General features: G+C 67.8%; 23 protein-coding genes. 1 reads left to right on the top strand and 22 read right to left on the bottom strand.

Features of this window, described 5'->3' with window-relative positions:
• Positions 1-54: 54 nt before the first annotated feature.
• From J2T21_RS12355 to J2T21_RS12385, 7 genes are read right to left on the bottom strand one after another with little or no spacing between them, the layout of a single operon-like run.
• Positions 55-1,152 carry an EscU/YscU/HrcU family type III secretion system export apparatus switch protein gene (locus J2T21_RS12355; protein ID WP_307581660.1) on the bottom strand — a complete coding sequence of 366 codons (1,098 nt, stop codon included), beginning with the start codon at positions 1,150-1,152 and terminating at the stop codon, positions 55-57.
• On the bottom strand, positions 1,149-1,877 hold the full coding sequence (locus J2T21_RS12360) for a flagellar biosynthetic protein FliR (RefSeq protein ID WP_307581737.1): 729 nt from the start codon (positions 1,875-1,877) through the stop codon (positions 1,149-1,151). Before J2T21_RS12360 ends, J2T21_RS12355 begins: the two co-directional genes overlap by 4 nt.
• A gap of 38 nt (positions 1,878-1,915) precedes the next feature.
• A complete protein-coding gene (gene fliQ / locus J2T21_RS12365; protein ID WP_071212999.1) occupies positions 1,916-2,191 on the bottom strand; it encodes a flagellar biosynthesis protein FliQ in 276 nt (91 codons plus the stop codon).
• A gap of 2 nt (positions 2,192-2,193) precedes the next feature.
• A complete protein-coding gene (gene fliP, locus J2T21_RS12370) occupies positions 2,194-3,015 on the bottom strand; it encodes a flagellar type III secretion system pore protein FliP (RefSeq protein WP_307581661.1) in 822 nt (273 codons plus the stop codon).
• A complete protein-coding gene (locus tag J2T21_RS12375; protein ID WP_307581662.1) occupies positions 3,012-3,548 on the bottom strand; it encodes a FliO/MopB family protein in 537 nt (178 codons plus the stop codon). The genes fliP and J2T21_RS12375 overlap by 4 nt, the downstream gene beginning before the upstream one ends.
• Positions 3,549-3,550: 2 nt before the next feature.
• The gene (fliN, locus tag J2T21_RS12380; RefSeq protein WP_307581663.1) at positions 3,551-4,303 is read right to left on the bottom strand and encodes a flagellar motor switch protein FliN; all 753 of its coding nucleotides are present in this window, start codon (positions 4,301-4,303) and stop codon (positions 3,551-3,553) included.
• Positions 4,300-5,223, bottom strand: a complete 924-nt coding sequence (locus J2T21_RS12385) for a flagellar motor switch protein FliM (protein ID WP_307581664.1) — start codon at positions 5,221-5,223, stop codon at positions 4,300-4,302. The genes fliN and J2T21_RS12385 overlap by 4 nt, the downstream gene beginning before the upstream one ends.
• 461 nt (positions 5,224-5,684) lie before the next feature.
• Between J2T21_RS12385 and J2T21_RS12390 the strand changes: the two genes are divergently transcribed.
• On the top strand, positions 5,685-5,819 hold the full coding sequence (locus J2T21_RS12390; RefSeq protein ID WP_307581665.1) for a hypothetical protein: 135 nt from the start codon (positions 5,685-5,687) through the stop codon (positions 5,817-5,819).
• Between the two features lie 89 nt (positions 5,820-5,908).
• On the opposite strand, the gene J2T21_RS12395 is transcribed toward J2T21_RS12390, so the two are convergent.
• The 15 genes from J2T21_RS12395 to J2T21_RS12465 all read right to left on the bottom strand — a co-directional run bounded on the left by J2T21_RS12395 (position 5,909) and on the right by J2T21_RS12465 (position 18,018).
• Complete coding sequence (locus tag J2T21_RS12395; RefSeq protein WP_307581666.1) at positions 5,909-6,730, bottom strand: OmpA/MotB family protein; 822 nt, start codon at positions 6,728-6,730, stop codon at positions 5,909-5,911.
• Positions 6,727-7,542 (bottom strand): motility protein A, encoded by an 816-nt coding sequence (locus J2T21_RS12400; RefSeq protein WP_307581667.1) that lies wholly within the window; start codon positions 7,540-7,542, stop codon positions 6,727-6,729. Before J2T21_RS12400 ends, J2T21_RS12395 begins: the two co-directional genes overlap by 4 nt.
• 12 nt (positions 7,543-7,554) lie before the next feature.
• Positions 7,555-7,779 (bottom strand): flagellar FlbD family protein, encoded by a 225-nt coding sequence (locus J2T21_RS12405; protein ID WP_307581668.1) that lies wholly within the window; start codon positions 7,777-7,779, stop codon positions 7,555-7,557.
• A gap of 79 nt (positions 7,780-7,858) precedes the next feature.
• Complete coding sequence (locus J2T21_RS12410; protein ID WP_307581669.1) at positions 7,859-9,037, bottom strand: flagellar hook protein FlgE; 1,179 nt, start codon at positions 9,035-9,037, stop codon at positions 7,859-7,861.
• A 66-nt stretch (positions 9,038-9,103) separates the two neighbouring features.
• Positions 9,104-9,583: a flagellar hook capping FlgD N-terminal domain-containing protein gene (locus J2T21_RS12415; RefSeq protein ID WP_307581670.1), complete on the bottom strand. Its 480-nt coding sequence runs from the start codon at positions 9,581-9,583 to the stop codon at positions 9,104-9,106.
• Between the two features lie 15 nt (positions 9,584-9,598).
• The gene (locus J2T21_RS12420; RefSeq protein ID WP_307581671.1) at positions 9,599-10,480 is read right to left on the bottom strand and encodes a flagellar hook-length control protein FliK; all 882 of its coding nucleotides are present in this window, start codon (positions 10,478-10,480) and stop codon (positions 9,599-9,601) included.
• A 704-nt stretch (positions 10,481-11,184) separates the two neighbouring features.
• Positions 11,185-12,015, bottom strand: coding sequence for a C40 family peptidase (locus J2T21_RS12425; protein ID WP_307581672.1), 831 nt, complete (start codon positions 12,013-12,015; stop codon positions 11,185-11,187).
• Positions 12,012-12,437 (bottom strand): flagellar FliJ family protein, encoded by a 426-nt coding sequence (locus J2T21_RS12430; protein WP_307581673.1) that lies wholly within the window; start codon positions 12,435-12,437, stop codon positions 12,012-12,014. The genes J2T21_RS12425 and J2T21_RS12430 overlap by 4 nt, the downstream gene beginning before the upstream one ends.
• Complete coding sequence (locus J2T21_RS12435; RefSeq protein ID WP_307581674.1) at positions 12,437-13,756, bottom strand: FliI/YscN family ATPase; 1,320 nt, start codon at positions 13,754-13,756, stop codon at positions 12,437-12,439. The genes J2T21_RS12430 and J2T21_RS12435 overlap by 1 nt, the downstream gene beginning before the upstream one ends.
• Entirely contained in the window at positions 13,753-14,367 is a 615-nt protein-coding gene (locus J2T21_RS12440; RefSeq protein ID WP_307581675.1) for a FliH/SctL family protein, read from the bottom strand. The genes J2T21_RS12435 and J2T21_RS12440 overlap by 4 nt, the downstream gene beginning before the upstream one ends.
• Positions 14,357-15,388, bottom strand: coding sequence for a flagellar motor switch protein FliG (gene fliG / locus J2T21_RS12445; protein ID WP_307581676.1), 1,032 nt, complete (start codon positions 15,386-15,388; stop codon positions 14,357-14,359). The genes J2T21_RS12440 and fliG overlap by 11 nt, the downstream gene beginning before the upstream one ends.
• Positions 15,385-16,977, bottom strand: a complete 1,593-nt coding sequence (fliF, locus tag J2T21_RS12450) for a flagellar basal-body MS-ring/collar protein FliF (RefSeq protein ID WP_307581677.1) — start codon at positions 16,975-16,977, stop codon at positions 15,385-15,387. The genes fliG and fliF overlap by 4 nt, the downstream gene beginning before the upstream one ends.
• Complete coding sequence (locus J2T21_RS12455; protein WP_307581678.1) at positions 16,977-17,285, bottom strand: flagellar hook-basal body complex protein FliE; 309 nt, start codon at positions 17,283-17,285, stop codon at positions 16,977-16,979. The genes fliF and J2T21_RS12455 overlap by 1 nt, the downstream gene beginning before the upstream one ends.
• Complete coding sequence (locus J2T21_RS12460) at positions 17,285-17,677, bottom strand: flagellar basal body rod protein FlgC (protein WP_307581679.1); 393 nt, start codon at positions 17,675-17,677, stop codon at positions 17,285-17,287. The genes J2T21_RS12455 and J2T21_RS12460 overlap by 1 nt, the downstream gene beginning before the upstream one ends.
• Positions 17,677-18,018, bottom strand: coding sequence for a flagellar basal body rod protein FlgB (locus tag J2T21_RS12465; protein WP_307581738.1), 342 nt, complete (start codon positions 18,016-18,018; stop codon positions 17,677-17,679). Before J2T21_RS12465 ends, J2T21_RS12460 begins: the two co-directional genes overlap by 1 nt.
• Positions 18,019-18,102 lie beyond the last annotated feature (84 nt).

The following is an 18,102-nucleotide window of genomic DNA, read 5'->3' on the forward strand; positions in this document are numbered from 1 at the left end:
GGGGTTGGTCGGCTGGTTGGGTGGCGGGGCGCGTCAGGCCCGGGGGCCGGGAGGTCATGGCGCGGCCCCCGGCAGTGCTCCGGGCACCGTGTGGATGCCGTCGGGCCGCCCGCGGGCCTTGAGCGTCATCACGAAGGCCAGCACGCGGGCCACCTCGTTGTAGGTCCCGGCGGGGATCTCGTCCCCGATGTTGCAGGCCTCGTGCAGGTTTCTGGCCAGCGGGATGTCGCGGACCATGGGCACCCGCTTTGCCACGGCCTCCTCGCGGATGCGCGTGGCGATGTTCCCGGCGCCCTTGGCCACCAGCTTCGGGGCGGAGACCCCGGGCTCGTACTTCAGGGCCACTGCCACGTGGGTCGGGTTCACCACGACCACGTCGGCGTCGGCGATCGCCGCGATCATGCGGTTGCGGCTCATCGCCATCTGCCGGGACCTGCGCTGGGACTTGACCAGCGGGTCCCCGTCGGTGCGCTTGTTCTCGTCGGTGACTTCCTTGCGGGTCATCCGGGTGTGCTTGCGGTTCCGGCGCATGACCACCAGCACGTCGGCAGCGGCCAGCACCAGCCCGGCGATCACCGAGGCGCGGATCAGCGAGGCGGCCCCGTCGGACCCGGCGGCCAGCAGCGAGGCCAGCGGCAGGGAGCCCGATTGCAGCAGCAGCGGCATCAGCGAGGAGACCACGAACCAGAGCACCAGGGCGATGACGGCGACCTTCAGTAGGGCCTTGAGCCCCTGCCAGAGCGCCTGGAACCCGAAGACCCGCTTCATGCCCGAGAGCAGGTTCAGGTTGGCCGGGTCCAGCTTGAACTTCTTGAACCGGATCCCGCCCTGCAGCGCGGCGGTGGCGACCACGACCACGAGCACCACGGCGAACAGGGGAAGCATGGTGCCCGGCAGCGACCCCAGTCCGGCCCCGAGGGCGCCGACGGCGGCCTGCGGGTCGGGATCGGCAATGACCAGGCGCACGGCCTGGAGCTGGCTGCGGCCTGCCGCCTCCGCCAGTGCGAGCAGTCCCGGGATCATCAACGCCGCCGCACCGATGCCCAGCCAGGCGGCCAGGTCCTGCGAGCGGGTCATCTTGCCCTTCTCGCGGTTCTCCTTCATGCGCTGGGCGGTGGCCTTTTCGCTGCGTTCCCCCGAATCCTGGCTCATTGGCCCATCACCGCCCCCAGCAGTGACAGGGCGCTGCGCACCAGCGAGGAGACCAGCGCCGGCAGCACCACGAACACGGTCCCGACCAGCATCAGGGTCAGCATGATCTTCAGCGGGAAGCCCATCGCAAAGGCGTTCAGTGCCGGGGCGGCGCGGGTGAGCAGGCCCAGGCCGATGTCCGCGAGCACCAGGACCACCAGCAGCGGTCCGGCGATCTGCACCGCGGCCAGGAACATGCTGCCCACCGCCGAGACCAGGGATTCGGAGAGCCCCGGCAGCCCGATGCCGCCACCCAGCGGGATCGCGTCGAAGGAGCGGAACAGCCCGGCGAGCACCAGCTGGTAGCCGTCGGAGGAGACCAGCAGGGCCAGGGCGGCAAAGTGGAAGAAGCGGGTGAACTGGGCGCCGTTGACCATGGATTGGGGGTCGAAGCCCTGGGCCATGGCGAAGCCGCCGAAGAGGTCGATGAGCCCGCCGGCGGCCTGGATGGCGGAGAAGAGCACCATGACCAAAAAGCCCATGGCGGCGCCGGCCAGCAGTTCGGCGAGGATCGCGGCCAGGAAGGGACCGGTGTCCAGGGACTCGTAGCCGGCGGACATGCGCGGGGTGACGGCCAGGGCCAGCCCGATTCCGAGCATGCCCTTGACCCGCAGCGGGATGGCGTTGTGCGAGAACGGCGGGGCAATGACCAAAAAGGCGGTGACGCGGACGGCGGCCAGCATCATCACCTCCAGCGAGGCCAACGGCAGGGTCGCCAGCACCGTTACGTGCCTCCCAGCAGCGCCGGGATCTTCTCGAAGAGCTCATGGGTGAACAGCACCATTTCGGCAATCATCCAGTGCCCGCAGACCAAAAGGGCGATCGCGACCGCGGCGGCCTTGGGCACGAAGGAAAGGGTGATTTCCTGGATCTGGGTCATGGACTGGAACAGCGAGATCGCGAAGCCCACCACCAGCGAGGTGATCAGCACCGGGGCGGCGAGCTTCGCGGCGACCAGCAGCCCGGAGAGGCCGATGTCCAGGACGGCGTTGGAGTCCATGCTCAGCCCCCGCCGACGTTGTAGGAGCCGATAAGTGCGGTGAGGATCAGCGCCCAGCCGTCCACCAGCACGAAGAGCAGGATCTTGAAGGGCAGGGAGATCATCACCGGCGGGAGCATCATCATGCCCATGGACATCAGTGCCGAGGCGACCACCAAGTCGATAACCAGGAAGGGTACGAAGATCACAAAACCGATGATGAAGGCGGCACGCAGCTCGGAGATCATGAACGCCGGGATCAGCGTGGTCAGCGGGACATCGGCCGGGGTCGCGGGGTTGGCCAGGTCCGCGGCGCGGGTCATCAGCGCGATGTCCGCCTCGCGGGTGTGCGCCAGCATGAACTCGCGCAACGGCACGACGCCGACCTCGAGCGCCTGGGTCAGGTCGATGGAACCGTCCAGGTAGGGCTGCACGCCGGTCTCGTTCATGGCAGTGAGCACCGGGGCCATGATGAACAAGGAGAGAAAGAGCGCCAGGCCGGCCAGCACCTGGTTGGGCGGGATGGTCGGCAGCGCCAGGGCGTTGCGGGTGAAGGCCAGCACCACGAAGATCTTGGTGAAGGAGCTCATCATCAACAGCAGGGCCGGGGCCACCGAGAGCAACGTGATGGCGATGAGGGTGACAACGGCCGAGCTCGGGGTGCCGTTGGGGCCGTTGATTTCCACCGACAACCCGCCGTTGTCCCCGGGCGTCCCGGGCTCGATGGGCGCGGCAAGCGCACTGGGGCTTCCCAAAAGCGCAAATGAAGCCAGCAGCACCAGCAGCAGCGCGAGCAGCCAGGGCAGCCGGGCGCGCAGGGCCAGGGAACGGCGGGTGGCACTCATGCGCCGCGACCGGAGCGCAGGGCCGCGGCGGCCCGGCGCCAGGTTTCCGGGGACAGGATCGAACCGGCCAGCGGGCCCGTTGGCACCGCCGGTGCAGGGGACGCCGGCGCAGCCGCGCCGGTGGTTGCAGGTTGCTCCAGTCCCCCGTCGCCGGCCCGGATTTCGGCCGCGGCCGTGGTTGCGGGGCCCTGCCGCAGGGCGTTCAGGCTTTGGGCGAAGGCGCGGGAGCGCTCGGCCATGGTGGCGGGGGTGCCCGCCTCTTCAAGTGGGTCCGGCACCACGGGTTCGGGGGCCTCGAAGGAATCGAGCACGCTGATGGAGGACTCGGCGACGCCCAGCAGGTAGCGCCGCCCTTGCACGTCCAGGAGCACCACGGAGGATTTCGGGCCCAGGCCCTGGCGTTCGACGACCGAAAGTTGCGTGGCGCGCGGGGTCCCGAAGCGCGAGAGCACGCGCTTGCGCAGGTAGAACAGCAGCCCGAAGACCGCCGCCAGCGAGATGATGACCCGCAGCACCAGAAAAATACTTTCCAAGGCTAGGCCAGGCCCTCATTCACATCGAGGATCTTGGTGATGCGCACGCCGTAGTCCTGGTCCATGACCACGACCTCGCCCAGGGCGATGAGCCTGCCGTTGAGCAGGATGTCCGCGGGGGCGCCGGCGGAGCGGTCCAGCTCCACGACGGCGCCGGGTTCCAGGCCCAACACGTCGCGCACGGACATGCGGGTGCGCCCGATCTCCACGGTCAACGCCATTTCCACGTTGCTGATCCGGCCCAGCCGGCTGCCCACGTCCCCGCGCGCCTCGAGGCCGTGGCCTGTGCCGGACGTGGATTCGGCCTGCACGTTCTCGCGGATGCGGATGGCGAAGAAGCCAATGGCTTCCCCGGCACTGCGCAATTCAAAGCACACGGTTTCCGCATCGCCGAACATCGCATCGGCGCGCACCGCCGTCGCGGTGGAGAGCACCCCGGCACCCAGCACGCCGGTGGCGGCCTCGAGGGCCGGGCGCAGCACGTCCGCGGCGGAGACCAACGAACCGGGTCCGCCCGGGGAGCCGCCGAGCAGCGGGGATTCGATGGCCAGCAACACGTCGGCCGACTGCTGGCCCACGAAGCTGGCGGAGACCAGCTCGCCGGGGCCCTGGAGCATCGCGGCGTCGCGGGTCCCGGAGTAAAGCTGGGCGCTCACCGGGGCGCCGGTGGGCAGCATTCCGGCCAGTGCCTCGGCCGCGGCCGAGTACAGGGCGGTCGCGTGCAGAACCGGGATGGAGGATGGTTCGGGGATCATGCGGGGGTCTCCTCGGTAGAAACAACGACGGCGGCAATCCGGCCGCTACGGGTCCCGGCGGCGGCCGTGCCCAGGCGGCGCCCGTCCACGGACAGCTCGAAGGGGCGGTGGACCGGGTGCGGCAGCGGCAGCACGTCGCCGACGGCCAGGTCCAGGATGGTGCCGGGGGTGACGAATGCCGGGCCCAGGACCATGGCAACATCCACCGGGACCCCGGCGATGGCCTCGGTGAGCAGTTCGGCGGCATTCTCCACCGGGGACCGCGGGTTGGCCTCCCCCAGCTGGGGCAGGAGCATCTCCGCCGGCACCGCGATGGTGGCCACGGTGCTGCGCTCGCCCACGCGCACGCGCAGCACCGCGGCGATGACGACCTCGGACTTCGTGGCGGCCTGGGCGAACTGGGAGTTGTGCTGGATGCCGGAAACCACCAGCTGGCGCTGCAACAGGGCGCCCAGGGAGTAGTGCAGGTCCTCGAGTGCCTCGTCCATGAGCCCGCGCACCAGCGTCTGCTCGATGCGCGTGAACTTTCGTTCGGGCGCATCGGAGGCACCGGGGCTGCCGAGCATGTGGGAGACCCAGTTCAGCGCGTCGGCCGAGGGGAACTGGATGACGGCGCGGGCGCCGTGCCCCTCGGCCTCGCAGAGCACCATGGTGGTGGCCGGCGGCAGGCCAGCGACGTAGTCGTCGTAGGACTGCATGCACACGTTCTCGAGGGTGACCTGTGACATCACCCGGATCTTGGCGGTCAGCTGGGTGCCCCACTGGCGGGCGAAGGTTTCGAAGGCCAGCTCGAGCACACGAGAGTGTTCGCGTGCCAGCGTCGTGGGCCGGCGGAAGTCGTAGACCACGGCGGAAGCCGGGTCCTGGGGGTTCGGGATCGGTCCACCCGCACCGGGGTGTACCGCAGGCAGGGGGGTCACCTGCACCACTATCGGCAGGATCAAGGGACGTGTTAGCCGTTTAGGCCACCAACTTTGCGGCTCGCTCACAGACCCGGAACGTGGCAGTTCCCGCCGGGCGGAGCCGTCACCGTCCTTGCAAGCATTCGCGAGCGCAAGGGCCGGCGCACCGGAGCCCGACGAACCAACAATCGCCTCGGATAGTGCAGTCGGACTTTCCCTTTGGTGGATGGCGCGGCTCCCGTTGCTCTCCGGCGCCCGCTCCCGTCCGGTTTCCGCGACGCGTGGCCGCAAACTCGGGGATTGCACAATCCCGCTGGATAGGTGGTCAAACGGGGTCTGGCCAAGACTTTTGCGACCCCTCAAGTGAGGCCCACCACCTCGGGGTGAACCGCAGGGTGAAAGCCGGGCAAAGTGAGGGTGAACGTCTCATGGCCCCCTTATGGTTGGAGGTTCAACCGATGTCTTGGGGGGATATTTTCATGGACGATCGTCGCTCGTACGAGGGCCGCTTTTACGGCAAGAAACCGCGCATTCCGGTGCTCTGGCAGAACATTGGCCTGGGGACACTCGCCGCAGGAGTCCTCGGATTGGTCCTCTACGTTTTCGTTTCCTGAAAACCGCCCGCAGGGGCACCACTCTTAGGGTTCACACCGGTGGCACCAGGCAGGCATTCACGGACACCGCGGGCCGCTTCGCTGCGGGCCTACGGGCTTTGCGTCAACAGGTCGCGAACGGACTCGGGCTGGTTGGACAACACCACGATGTCCACCCGCCGGTTCAAGGACAGGTCCTTGTTGCCCGGCACCGGGCGCGCGTCCCCGTAGCCGACCGAGGATATCCGTGTGGCCTTCACTCCCCCGTCCTCGACCAGGGCGCGCAATACACCGGTGGCCCTGGAGGCGGACAGTTCCCAGTTGGTGGGATACGGATCAACCGGCCGGCGCACGTCGGCAAAGCCCTCCACCTCGAAGTAGCGCTTGGTGGGGGCGAGCACCGGGGCGATGGCGTCGATGATCTCGCGGGCGTTGTCGGTGAGCTCGGCGCTATTGGGCACGAAGAAGGTCTCGGCGCTGACCAGCCGAACGGTCAAGCCGCGGTTGTCGATGGAGAATTCGGCAGCTCCCGCATGCCCCGAGTCCTTTAGCCGCTTCTGGATGCGTGCCTTGAGCTCCAGCAGGTCCGCCTGTTCCTCCTGGGCCAGGGCGAGCAGGGCTTCCTTGGTCTGCCCGTCGATCTGGGTGCTGGCCAGCAAGCCCTCGGTGCCGACCAGTTCGGGCGGGACCACGATGCCCTCGGCGGTGTCGGCGGCGGTGCTTGCCTCCACCCCGAACCCTGTCGCCAGGGAATTCTTCAGCGCCTCAAACTTGTCCTGGTCCACCGTGGACATGGCAAAGAGCACGATGAACAGGCACATCAGCACGGTGACCATGTCCATGTAGGAGGCCATCCAGCGCTCGTCCGGGCCCTGGTGGCCTGAATCGGCGCCCCCGCGGCCCTTCCTGCCCCCGCGCCGGGACCTGCTCATGCGGCTTCCTTGAAGTCATCGAGCAAGGCCCCGGGTCCCGAGTCCTTCGCCTTGCCCTTGCCCAGCGCGTGGGCCGGGACCATGGCCTGGAGCTTCTCCTCGAGCAAGATCGGCTGGCTGCCGCCCTGGATGGCCAGCACGCCCTCCATGACCAGGGTCATCGAGTCGATTTCCAGCTCGGAGAGCCGGCGCAGCCGCGAACCGATGGGCAGCCAGATGAAGTTGGCCGAGACCAGGCCCCAGAGCGTCGCCACGAAGGCCGCGGCGATCATGTGGCCCAGCTCGTCGGGCTTGGAGAGGTTTTCCAGCACGTGGGTCAGCGAGACCACGGTGCCGATGATGCCCACGGTGGGCGCGTAGCCGCCCAGGGTGGAGAACCACTTGTGCGCGATCGCGTTGGTGGTCTCGCGCGTGGTGATCTCGTCCTCGAGGGTCTCGCGCAGTTCGTCACCGTCCATGCCGTCGGCCAGGGATTGCAGTGCGCGGCCCAGGAAGGGGTCCTTGGCGTCGCGGGCCTCCGATTCCAGGGCCAGCAGTCCGTCCTTGCGGGCAACCTCGGCGAGTTCGACCAGCTTGGCGATGGTGGCGCGGGCCTCGGGGAGCTTGCCGCGGAAGGCCGAGGGCAGTGCCCTGACGGCCAGGACCGTGTCCGCGATGGTGCCGCTGGCGATGCCCACGGCGATGGTTCCGAAGAACACGATGATCATGGGGGCCGGCAGCAGGATGGAGGAGACCGATGCGCCCTCCATGTACAGCATGGTGAACATGGCGCCGAAGGCCAGCAGCAGGCCTATGAGTGTTGCGGGATCCAATGTGGCGTCCTCTTATCGGTGCGGCGGCGGGTCGGACGGCACGGCCTGGCGGGCCAGGGAAACCACGCGGGCGCGGTGTCCCGCGACCAGGGAGATGACCTCTTCCATGGTTTCGCGCACCACGTACTTGGCACCGGTGGCCATGAACACGACGGTGTCGGGGTTTTCCTGGATCCGCTCGATGAGGTCGGCATTGATCGCAAAGCGTGTGGCATTGAGCCTGGTAACTACGATCATGAATGCGCCCGTCCTTTCACAGGTGCACTCTCGGCAGGAAAGGCGGCACCGTTAGCCAACGGTGCCGCCCACTCGTCGGCTAGCGCTTGAGGTTGGCCAGTTCCTGCAGGACCTCGTCGCTGGTGGTGATGATCCGGGCGTTGGCCTGGAAGCCGCGCTGGGCGACGATCAGGTTGGTGAATTCCTGGGACAGGTCGACGTTGGACATTTCCAGCATGCCGCCGGAAATCGATCCGACGCCGGGGTCCCCGGGTGCAGCGAATTCGATGGCGCCGGAGTTCGCGGTGGTGGTGTAGCCCGAGCTGCCGGTCTTCTGCAGGCCCGCGGCATTCGCCACGGTCCCCAACACGATCTGGGCGATGGCCTGCTGCGCGCCGTTGGAGAACGTGCCGGTCAGCGTGCCGTCCGAGCCCAGGGTGTAGGACTCCAGGGTGCCGGCCGCGTTGCCATCCGCCGTGGCGATGGAAACGGTCTTCAGCCCGGCGTAGCCGGTGACATTGGAGATGTCGATGGCGATCCCGTTCAGGTCCGGGAGGGTGCCGGTGAGCGTGCCGTCGGCGGCCAGGGTCAGGTTGGTTGCCGGCATCGTGGCTCCGGCGCCGTCGTTGCCCGTGACGGACCAGCCGCCGGCGGTGCGGGTGAAGGTCAGGGACATGGTGCGGCTGGTGCCGTCAGGTGCGAAGATTTCCTTGTCCTGCACGATGGGGGCATCGCCTACCTTGGCCTCGCTGGGCAGGTTGCCGGCGAGCGCCACTGCGGTGGTGCCGGTGCCCGGCGAGACCAGGTCGCGGGGCAGGACGATGTCGCCCAGTGCGCCGCCGGTGGGCAGGGCGCCGTTGACTGCCATGCGGCCCTGCACGATGCCGCCGTCGGGGCTGGTGAGCCTTCCGTTGGCGTCGAAGTCGAAGGCCCCGGCGCGGGTCAGGGTGGTGGCGTTGCCCGAGCGGGTGATGAAGAACCCGTCCCCGGAGATCATCATGTCCGAGGCACGCCCGGTGCTCTGGGACGAGCCCTGGCCGAAGTTGGTGGCGATGCCGGCTACCTGCACGCCCAGGCCCACCTGCGCGGGGTTGCGTCCACCGGCGTTGGCACCGGGGGTGGTGGCGCCCTGCGTCATCTGCGAGAGGGTGTCCTGGAACTGGACGGAAGAAGACTTGAAGCCCGCGGTGTTGACGTTGGCGATGTTGTTGCCGGTGGTGTCGAGCATGGTCTGGTGCGCGCGAAGACCGGAAATTCCTGAATACAGTGAACGAAGCATGGGGGTGGGGTCACTTTCTGCGTTGAAGGAAATGGCAAGGGGTCAAGAAAATCTGCTGGCCGGAAGCTAGGCTCCGACGGGATCCGGTTCCGTGGTCTCCGGTTCGGGGTCCTCGGCCGGCGTCTCCGCCGCGGGTGGATCATCCGGCCTCCCCACGGTGATGATCTGTCCATAGGGGATCTGCTTGTCCCCCACCGTGAGAACCGGGTTGGTCCCGGCGAAGGAAACGGCCGTGACCACCCCCGTGACGGGGTCATCGCCGCCGGTGGTGATTTGCTGTCCGATCAGCGCCGAGACGGCCAGGCGCTGCTGGATGGCCAGGGACACGTCCTGGGTGGCGCTGAGTTGGTTCAGCCGCTCCATGGACGCCAGCTGCGTGGTCTGGGAGATCATCTCGTTGGTGTCCATGGGCGAGCTGGGGTCCTGGTTGGCCAACTGGGTGACCAGCAGGTGCAGGAACATTTCCCCGTCCATGGTCTGCTTGGGAACGCGGGCAGGGGCTGCCCCGGTCCCGAATTGGGTGGCCTCGATGGGTGGCACGGTCATGGGCGTATTTCCTTCCTAGGCCATCACGTCGAGATGGGATGCGGCGCGGTGGGTCGAGAGTTCTGGCTGGGCCTGGAATTCGGGCGGATGTCCGGTGCCGCCGGGCAACACCGTGGCTCGGGGGCCGGGAGCTGCGCGTTGCTCTCCCCCGCCGCCGAACGCTTCGCCTCTGGGGCTCCCCCCGGTGGAGGAGCCGTCCGCGGTGGTATTCAGGGTGATGTTGCCCCCTCCGCCGGCCGCCAGTTCGCGGCGCAGTTCCGGCAGCATGGCCCGCAGCGCCTCGCGCCCGGCTTCCGTGGGGGCGGAAATCTCCATGCGGATGCCTTCGGATCCCAGGTGGGCCTTGACAGTGATGGGCCCCAGCGCCTCCGGGGCAATGTTCACGCTCAGCGTGCGTTCCCCATGGGGTCCGGCGGCCAGCGTGGCGATGGGCCCGAGCAATTGCCGGTGCAGCGGCAGCGGGGGTTGGGTCCGTACCGGTGCGGCCGTGGCAGAGGGCACCTCGATCGAGTCGACGGCTGCTACACCCGCATCGGCTGTCGGACCGGAGTTCAGGGCCTGGCCAACGGCGTGAGCCGGAATTGTTGGTTGCGGCACCGGTGCAAGAGGCACTGCGGGCGGCGTGGCTTGGAGCGGGATGACGCCGGCGGCTGCGGGTGCCGGAACGCTTTCGGCCACGGCTCCCTCGGCCGCGGATATGGGAAGTCCAGCCGTGTCGGCCCCGGTCCCGGGGACTTCCGGGCGGATCGATGCAGCTGCTACACCCTGCACCGGTGCCATCCCGGAGGCTGCGGCCGTCAACATGGCACCGGGCGGGGTTTGGCTCGCATCTTGGGAAGCCGCCACGGAGTCGGCCGGTTCCGGCATCCCGATGACCAGCAACGGGGCCTGGGCCACGGGCAGTGGTGGAATCCGTGGCGGCTCAGCCGTCTGAGAGGTCGGCACGCCAGGAAGCGGCACATTGAGCAGCGGGGCCTGGGCCACGGGCGGCGGCGGGTCCAATGTCGGCGCAGCTGTCTGGGGCGCCGGCACTCCTGGCAGCGGCAAGATAAGCAACGGGGCAACGGCAACCGGGAAGGACGTCCGGGCCGCGGAACCGGTTGGCAGCGGATCGCTGTCCGCGGCAATACCTGGAGCCTGTGGCGTTGGGCTTTCCGACGGGTGCGGCGAAGCGGGCTCGGTCATAGCAGGGACCGTGCCCGTCATACCGGGCACGGCCGGCTCCGGTGTGGTTGCCGCCGGTGCCAAGGTCGGATAGTGGGCCCGCTGCGAAAGCAGCGAACCCTCCTGCTTGGCTTCCGTCGTCTCGGTTACTGCGGTCGCGGGGTCAGCGGCCTCGGCGGAGGAGTGCCCGGCCACTGTGCCACCCTCGGTCTCAGCCGGATACGTAGCCCCTGGGGCAGGTGCTTCTGTGTCCTGCCGTGGTGAGGAGCCAGGGAGCATGGAAGCAAAGAGCTCGGCGAACAGGCCAGGCGCAGTTGCCCCGGGGAGGTCGCTGGCACCGGCGCGGGCAGAGGCACCGGCGCGGGCAGAGGCACCGGTGGCCGTAGTCGAAGTCCCGGCTGATGCAGGGGATGCGGGGGTTGTTGGCAGCAGGGGCATCATGCGCCGTTCACCGCCGTCGAGAAGTGGGCGCGCTGCAGTGCGGCCGTCAGTTCGGCCTGCACGCTGACAGTATCCTGGATCGCGCCGGCAGCCGGCTTCGCCGCGCCCGGGACCGAGGTTTCAGAGGGAACGATCCGGCGGATGGTCATGATCGTGGCATCCGTTTCAAAGAGCTTGCGGATGCTCACGCTTTCGCCGGGTCGCGGGGCATGGATCATTTTGTTGTCCCCCAGGTAGATGCCGATATGCCCACCGCCCCGGGTGACGATCAGGTCCCCCGGCTTGGCCTGGGACAGCGAAGGCACCTCGGTGCCTTCCTTGGCCTGCTGGCGTGCCACGCGGGGAACTTCAACCCCCAGGTCCCTGAAGGTGTGCTGGACGAAGGACGAGCAGTCAAGGCCGATCTTGGGGTTGTTGCCACCCCACACATACGGGACGCCAAGGTACATCTTGGCGGCCGCCACGACGTCCGATCCGTCCACGCCGCCCTTGGTTGCCTGCGGTTCGCTGCGCACCGCATCCGGTTTGGCCGCGGCGGCACCGGTGCCCGGAGCAACCGAGGCGGCAGGTGCCGGGGTTGTGGCCTTGGGGGCGAGCACCGCCGGGGCGGCCATGGCTTCCTGCAGGGCCTGGGTGAAGGCCGCCGGTGTTGACGGGGCTGCGGGCAGCGCGGAAGAAGCACCCGCAACTCCCCCTGCGTACATGGAGGCCGCCGCAGCGGTGCCGGACGGCAACGGTTCGGGGCGCATGCTGGCCGTGGTGCCGCTGACACGGGCCAGGGTTCCCTGGATCGCACCGATGCGCGAGGCCATGTCGGTGAAGCTCACGGTGTCTTCCCTTCGAAGGCGTTGGTGGCACCCAGGTCGTCAAGCAAGATCTGCTCGCGGGCCAGGGCCTGGTTGCGGATGGTGATCTCGTGGCGGTCGGCCATTTTTTCCAGCGACTTAAGCTCGGCCCGGGCCTGCCGGTGTTGTTCGCGGGCGCGGTCCGCGTCCGCGTCCAGGGTCGCGACCACGGCATCCAGCTCCAGCAGCATGCCGCGTGTGGAAGCCCGGGCGGCCATGAGGGCCATCAGCGTTTCGCTGTCCACCGGGGCGTCCTCGGTGGCGGCGAGGGATTCGCGCACGGAATTGCGCTCGCCGGTGCGCCGGCGCAGGGCGTGGTTGGCCGCGGCAAGTTCGCCGGCGGCCTTGGTTTCCTGCAGGCCGCGCAGCCGCAGCAGGCCGGACAGTGCAAATCCCCTGGACATCAGGACACCCCCATGGTTCGCAGCAATGAATCAAGTTGTGCCCACGATTGGGCGGCGGGCACCGGATCTTCCAGGCGTTGCTGCAGGAAGTTGTTGATGGCCCCCTGGTGGTCGACCGCCGCATCAGCCAGCGGGTTGCTGCCGCGCTGGTAGGCACCGACATCCAACAGGTCCTGCACGCTTTTGCGTGCGGCCATGACCTTGCGCAGGGTGCCCGCGGCGTTGGCCTGTTCCCTGGTGGTCACCCTCGAGGCGACACGCGATATCGAAGCCAGCGCATCGATGGAAGGGAAATGTCCGGAGACCGCCAATTTCCTGTCCAGGACGATGTGTCCGTCAAGCAAGGACCGGGTGGCGTCGGCGATGGGTTCGTTGTGGTCGTCCCCGTCCACCAACACCGTGTAGATCCCGGTGATCGAGCCTTCGGCTGAGGTTCCTGCCCGCTCGAGCAACCGGGCAAGCAGCGAGAACGTGGAGGGCGGGTAGCCGCGCGTGGCCGGGGGTTCCCCGGCGGAGAGACCGATTTCGCGCTGGGCCATGGCCACACGTGTCAGGGAATCCATCATGAGCAGCACCTGTGCACCCGACTCGCGGAAGGATTCGGCAATGCGCGTGGCGACAAAGGCGGCCCTCAGGCGCATCCGTGCGGGTTCGTCCGCGGTGGAGACCACCACGATGGAGCGGGCCAGTCCCTCGGGTCCGAGGTCTTCCTCGAGGAATTCGCGGACCTCGCGCCCGCGCTCCCCCACCAGGGCGATGACATTGACCTGCGCGTTGGTTCCGCGGGCAATCATGGACAGCAGCGAGGACTTCCCGACGCCGGATCCGGCAAAGAGCCCGATGCGTTGCCCGGCACCCACCGCGGTGAGCGTGTCCATGACACGAACGCCAAGTTGCAGCGGGACGGTGATACGGCTGCGCTCCAGTGCTGCGGGGGCCTGGCGCTCCATGGCAACCATGGTGTGCTCCCCCAGCGCGCCCAAGCCGTCAATGGGGTTTCCCAGCCCGTCCAGGACCCGGCCGAGCAGGCCCAGGCCGGCAGGAATGTAGGCGGAGGTTCCGCTGCTGTGAACGAAGTCGCCCACCCGGATGTTTTCCAGGGCCCCGAGCGGCATGCAGTGAAGTGTCTCGCGACGCGCAGCGACCACCTCGGCGGGAATCTTCCCCTCGCCGATCAGCACCACCGTTCCCAGGGGTGCGTTGAGTCCCGAAACCTCGAGTCCCAGGCCCACCACGGAGCTGACCACACCCATCCTCACCGGTTCGGCCGCCGAGAGCGCGGCACCCAGCCCGTCCCAGGTCCGTGCGTCAAGGGTCATGATCCTGCACCACGCAGGGCCGCGGCGGCTCGTTCGAAGGCAGTGGCGATGCGGGCGTCAAGGAATCCCTCGTCAAAGGCGGTGAGGGCGTCCCCGCGTGCCAGCGACGGATCTGGCACCAGCTCGATGTCGGTCTCCGGCACGGTGTCCAGGCCCAGCAGTTCCAGGTCCTGGGGATTCATGCGGACCTGGCGCACGGTGCCCGCCTCGATGCCGTGCAGGGCGCGGTCCAGCGCCGCTTTTGCGCCAAGGCGGTGGTTGGACAGTTCGCTGCCCACGATTCTCTCCGCCAGCATCAGTGCGGATTCCACCAGCGCGGTGGAGGCGGCGTCCAGTACCGGGACGGTGCGTGCGTGCAGGGCCGCAGCGGCACCGGCCAGGGCGCGCAGCGCCTCGGCGTGCACCGCGGCCCGCGAAGCCTCGGCCTGGGCCGCGGCGCGTGCCAAGTCCTCGCGCTGGGTCCGGGCCACGGCCTCGGCGGCCCGGATGCCGTGTGCGTATCCGGTGGCATAACCGTGTGCCTGCGAGGAGTCCTGGGCCTGGTCGCCGGATCCTGCCGGGGCAAGCAGGCCGAAGTGCGCGGGTTTGAAAGCCGCCGGCTCAGAGGACATAGTCGTCATCGTCGCCGCGCTTGATGGTGATCTCGCCGCTGGCTTCCAGCGCCCTGATCGACTGGACGACATCGGCGCGGGCCTCCTCGACCTGCGAGACGCGCACCCGGCCCATGGAGGAAATTTCCGCATCAAGGATTTCCTTGGTGCGATCCGAGAGGTTGGTCCGGATGATTTCCTCCAGCTCGGGGGCAGCGCCCTTGAGGGCAAAGGCAAGGGTCGTGGCATCGACGCCGCGCAGCACGCGCTGCACGTCGCGGCGGTCGAACTTGACCAGGTCCGTGAAGGACAGCATGCGCGAGCGCACCTCTTCGGCCAGTTCCGGGTCGCGCTCGTCCAGTGCGGAGAGCACGTCCTTTTCGACGTTGACGTCCGAGCGGTTCAGGATGTCGACCAGGGGCTGGATGCCGCCGATCGCATCGACGGGTTCCTGCGTACGGGCGTTGCCGCCGATGCGCTTCTTCAGTTCCTCCGCGACCACGCGCACGGCTTCCGGGACCGCGGTGCCCATGGCGGCAAGGGCCCGGGCGCTGTCGGTGCGCAGCGGCTCCTGGAAGAAGGACAGCACAGCCGACGCGGTGCCGGGCCGAAGGTGGGCAAGCACCAAGGCGATGGTCTGCGGAAGTTCTCCGTCAAGCAGCGCACCGATGTGGGAGGGATCGGCACCGTCCATGAAATCAAAGTTCATCCCGGCCATCGAGGTGGCCAGCCGATCCATGACCGTGGTCGCCTTGTCTGCACCAAACGACGCCTCGAGCAGGCTCGAGGCGATTTCCCGGCCCCCGTGGGCGTTGAGCCGCCCGGAGGTGGCCAAATCATGGATCTCGTTGATGGTGGATTCCACGGTCGCCGAATCCACGCGACGCAGGCGCATGAGCTCCGCGGCAATCTCGTCCGCCTCGGTCTCGGTGAACTGGCGCATGACCTCGGCGGCATGGGCCTGGTCCAGCTGCATCAAGATGATGGCGACCTTTTGCGTCCCGGTCAATTTCACCGCGGCATATGGTTCGATCTGCTTCACTGGACCTTCCGATCATCCATCACGGTACGCAGGTAGTCGGCCATCTTTGCCGGGTCGCTTGCCGCCAGGGCCGAGAGCTCATCGCGCTTGATGTGCTGCGGGGTCACCAGCGCGGCGACCGGCTCGGGCAACGGCACCTTGGTGATGGCCGTCGTTTCCGGGTGGACGACCGGCGCGGGAGCCGGCGGAAGCGGGGCGAAGTCACGGAACTCGCCCAGGTCGACCGGTTCGCGGTTTTGCTTGTTGCGCCGGATGTACAGCGCGTAGACAGTCAGCAGGACCAGGGCCAGGCCAATGACCCCGCCGATGATCAGGTTCTTCTGCAGTTCGGCGTTGCGGGCAGCCAATTCCGCCGCGGCGGCGGCGTCCAGCGCCTGTTGCGCGGCGGCGGCTCCATCGGCGTTGAACGGCACCACGGAGACGGAGACGGTGTCGTTGCGGGCCTCGTCGATGCCGGCCGCTGTGCCGACCATCTCGGTGATGTCTGCGATGTTCAATTCCTGGGTGGCGGCGGAGTCCAGGGCCACGGAGACGCTCTGGCGGTTGAGCGTGCCGGAGGGGATCAACCGGTTTTCTGTCACCTTGTTCACGGCGTTGGTGCGTTGGCTGTCCGTGGAGGTGAAGGTGCCTTCACCGCCGTTTCCACCGGGCACCGCAATGTTGTCCGGCCCAAGCACGCCGGCGCCGGCGCCGCCGGTGCCCTCGTATTCCTCTTCCTTGCTGGATTCGGTCAGCGCGGGGTTTCCCTCGGGGTTGGTGAAGGATTCCTCGGTGCGTTCGGCCGATTCCAGGCTCAGGTCCGCTGCGACCGCCACGGTGGCATTTCCGGGTCCGACCACGCGGTCGAGCATGGCCTGGATAACGCCTGCCACGCGGGTCTCATAGTCGGTGGTCTGTTTCTCGGCACCGCCGGTCACCCCGACGCCGGCGGCGGAAAGCAGCTTGCCCGTGGAATCAACCACCGAGACGTTTTCCGCCTTGAGCCCGTCGACCGCGGCCGAGGTCAGGTGGACGATGGACTGGACCTGGTCGCTGCCCAGGGCGGCATTCGGCTTGGTCTCGACAAAGATCGAGGCGGTGGGGTCGGTCTTTGAATCCACGAAAACCGTTTCCTCGGGAATGGCCAGCTTGACCGAGGCAAGGTTGATGCCGTCCATGGCCTGGATGGTGGTGGCCAGTTCCCCTTCGAGGGCACGCTTGTAGGTGATGGACTGCTGGAATTCGCTGGAGGTGACGCCCATATCGTCGAGCAGCGAATAGCCGCTGGTGCCGGCGCTGGGCAGGCCCGCCGAAGCGGCCTTGAGCCGGGACTCGTAGACGTTCGCCTCGGGCACCAGGATGGTCCCGCCTCCCCCGGTGAGCTCGTACGGGATTGAATCCGTCTTGAGCTGCTCCACGATCCCCGCGGCGTCCTCGGGTGCCAGACCCGTGTACAGCGGAGTCAGCTTGGGTTGGCTCATGAAGGCAGCCAACGCGATGATTCCCAGGACCAGCACGGCGACGCCAATCAAGGCAATGGTGCGTTGGGCCAGGGAAAAGCCGCGCACGGCGTCCATGGCTTTCGTCAGTGGTGCTGGAACGTTGGCCACTAGGCTTGCATCCTCATGATTTCGTTGAATGCCTCAACGCCGCGGTTGCGGAAGGTGGAAACCATTTCCAGGGCCACCGCGGAGCGCGTCGAAGCCAGCGTGGCGGCATGGATATCAGTCAGGTCCCCGGTCACGGCCTTGATCGAAAGATCGTTGGAAGCGGCCTGCAGGGACTGGACCTGGTCCACGGCCCCTCCCAGGGCGCTGGCAAAGGCCGACCCGTCGGTGGCCGGTGTCCCGGCAGGTTTCAGGTAACCGGTGGGCAGCGTGGGGGCAACGCCCGCGACGGGGACAATTTCAAAGGCCATTATTGGTTGCGTCCGATCTGGAGTGCTGCCTGGTACGTTTCCTTGGCGCGGTCCACGACCGCCGCGTTGACCTGGTAGCCGCGCTGGGCCATGATCAGGGACCCCATCTGCTCGGACATGTCGATGTCCGGGTAGCGGACATTGCCCTCGGCATCGGCGAGCGGGTGGTTCGGTTCATGCACGATGCGTCCCTCGGGATCCCCGAACTCCGCCCCGGCGACGTGCACGCCTCCGTTTTCCGCACCGGCCCTGGCCAGGATGTAGCGGGCGCGGAAGGCCTCGCCGTCGGTGGCAGTGGCGGTATTGGCGTTGGCCAGGTTGTCTGCCACGGCGTCAAGCCACTTGCGGTGGACGTTTAGTGCCGAACCGGCGATTCCGATTGCGTCAAGCATTAGTTGCTCCGAAGTGCGGTGCGGATGGAGTTGAACGGGCCCGAGGCCGCCTGGGTGGCAAATTGGTAGCGCAGCACGGTATCGATGTTCGACAGCGTCTCGGTGTCCAGGTTGACGTTGGATCCGTCAAGACGCGTGGGCTCCAATGATGTTGAGGTCGTGGCAGCTGCCTGGCCGTTGCCGTTGGCCACGGACTTGGCCAGCGCGGACTCGAACTCAACCCGGCGGGCGTGGTAGCCGGGGGTGTTGACGTTTGCGATGTTGTTTGCGATGGCACGCTGGCGCAGTGCCAAACCGTCCAAGGCACTTTCGAGCGCCAAGGACGTGACGGAATCGAACACGACGAATTGCTCCAGGGTCGTTGCGTGGCCCATCCGTGGGCGCAAGGGAAATGAGCTATCCGTGCTCTTCCTAGACAATCGGCA

Origin of the sequence: Paeniglutamicibacter psychrophenolicus, assembly GCF_030812255.1 — a bacterium.
In the GTDB taxonomy this organism is placed as follows: Bacteria; Actinomycetota; Actinomycetes; order Actinomycetales; family Micrococcaceae; genus Paeniglutamicibacter; species Paeniglutamicibacter psychrophenolicus_A.

What these genes read in the sequence shown, in the direction of transcription:
- J2T21_RS12405 (WP_307581668.1), bottom strand. Translation starts at nt 7,779, where the DNA reads ATGATCGTAGTTACCAGGCTCAATGCCACACGCTTTGCGATCAATGCC.
- J2T21_RS12430 (WP_307581673.1), bottom strand. Translation starts at nt 12,437, where the DNA reads ATGTCCAGGGGATTTGCACTGTCCGGCCTGCTGCGGCTGCGCGGCCTG.
- J2T21_RS12355 (WP_307581660.1), bottom strand. Translation starts at nt 1,152, where the DNA reads ATGAGCCAGGATTCGGGGGAACGCAGCGAAAAGGCCACCGCCCAGCGC.
- fliN (WP_307581663.1), bottom strand. Translation starts at nt 4,303, where the DNA reads ATGATCCCCGAACCATCCTCCATCCCGGTTCTGCACGCGACCGCCCTG.
- fliP (WP_307581661.1), bottom strand. Translation starts at nt 3,015, where the DNA reads ATGAGTGCCACCCGCCGTTCCCTGGCCCTGCGCGCCCGGCTGCCCTGG.
- J2T21_RS12360 (WP_307581737.1), bottom strand. Translation starts at nt 1,877, where the DNA reads ATGATGCTGGCCGCCGTCCGCGTCACCGCCTTTTTGGTCATTGCCCCG.
- J2T21_RS12455 (WP_307581678.1), bottom strand. Translation starts at nt 17,285, where the DNA reads ATGGCCTTTGAAATTGTCCCCGTCGCGGGCGTTGCCCCCACGCTGCCC.
- J2T21_RS12460 (WP_307581679.1), bottom strand. Translation starts at nt 17,677, where the DNA reads ATGCTTGACGCAATCGGAATCGCCGGTTCGGCACTAAACGTCCACCGC.
- J2T21_RS12395 (WP_307581666.1), bottom strand. Translation starts at nt 6,730, where the DNA reads ATGAGCAGGTCCCGGCGCGGGGGCAGGAAGGGCCGCGGGGGCGCCGAT.
- J2T21_RS12435 (WP_307581674.1), bottom strand. Translation starts at nt 13,756, where the DNA reads ATGACCCTTGACGCACGGACCTGGGACGGGCTGGGTGCCGCGCTCTCG.
- fliQ (WP_071212999.1), bottom strand. Translation starts at nt 2,191, where the DNA reads ATGGACTCCAACGCCGTCCTGGACATCGGCCTCTCCGGGCTGCTGGTC.
- J2T21_RS12390 (WP_307581665.1), top strand. Translation starts at nt 5,685, where the DNA reads ATGGACGATCGTCGCTCGTACGAGGGCCGCTTTTACGGCAAGAAACCG.
- J2T21_RS12415 (WP_307581670.1), bottom strand. Translation starts at nt 9,583, where the DNA reads ATGACCGTGCCACCCATCGAGGCCACCCAATTCGGGACCGGGGCAGCC.
- J2T21_RS12440 (WP_307581675.1), bottom strand. Translation starts at nt 14,367, where the DNA reads ATGTCCTCTGAGCCGGCGGCTTTCAAACCCGCGCACTTCGGCCTGCTT.
- J2T21_RS12410 (WP_307581669.1), bottom strand. Translation starts at nt 9,037, where the DNA reads ATGCTTCGTTCACTGTATTCAGGAATTTCCGGTCTTCGCGCGCACCAG.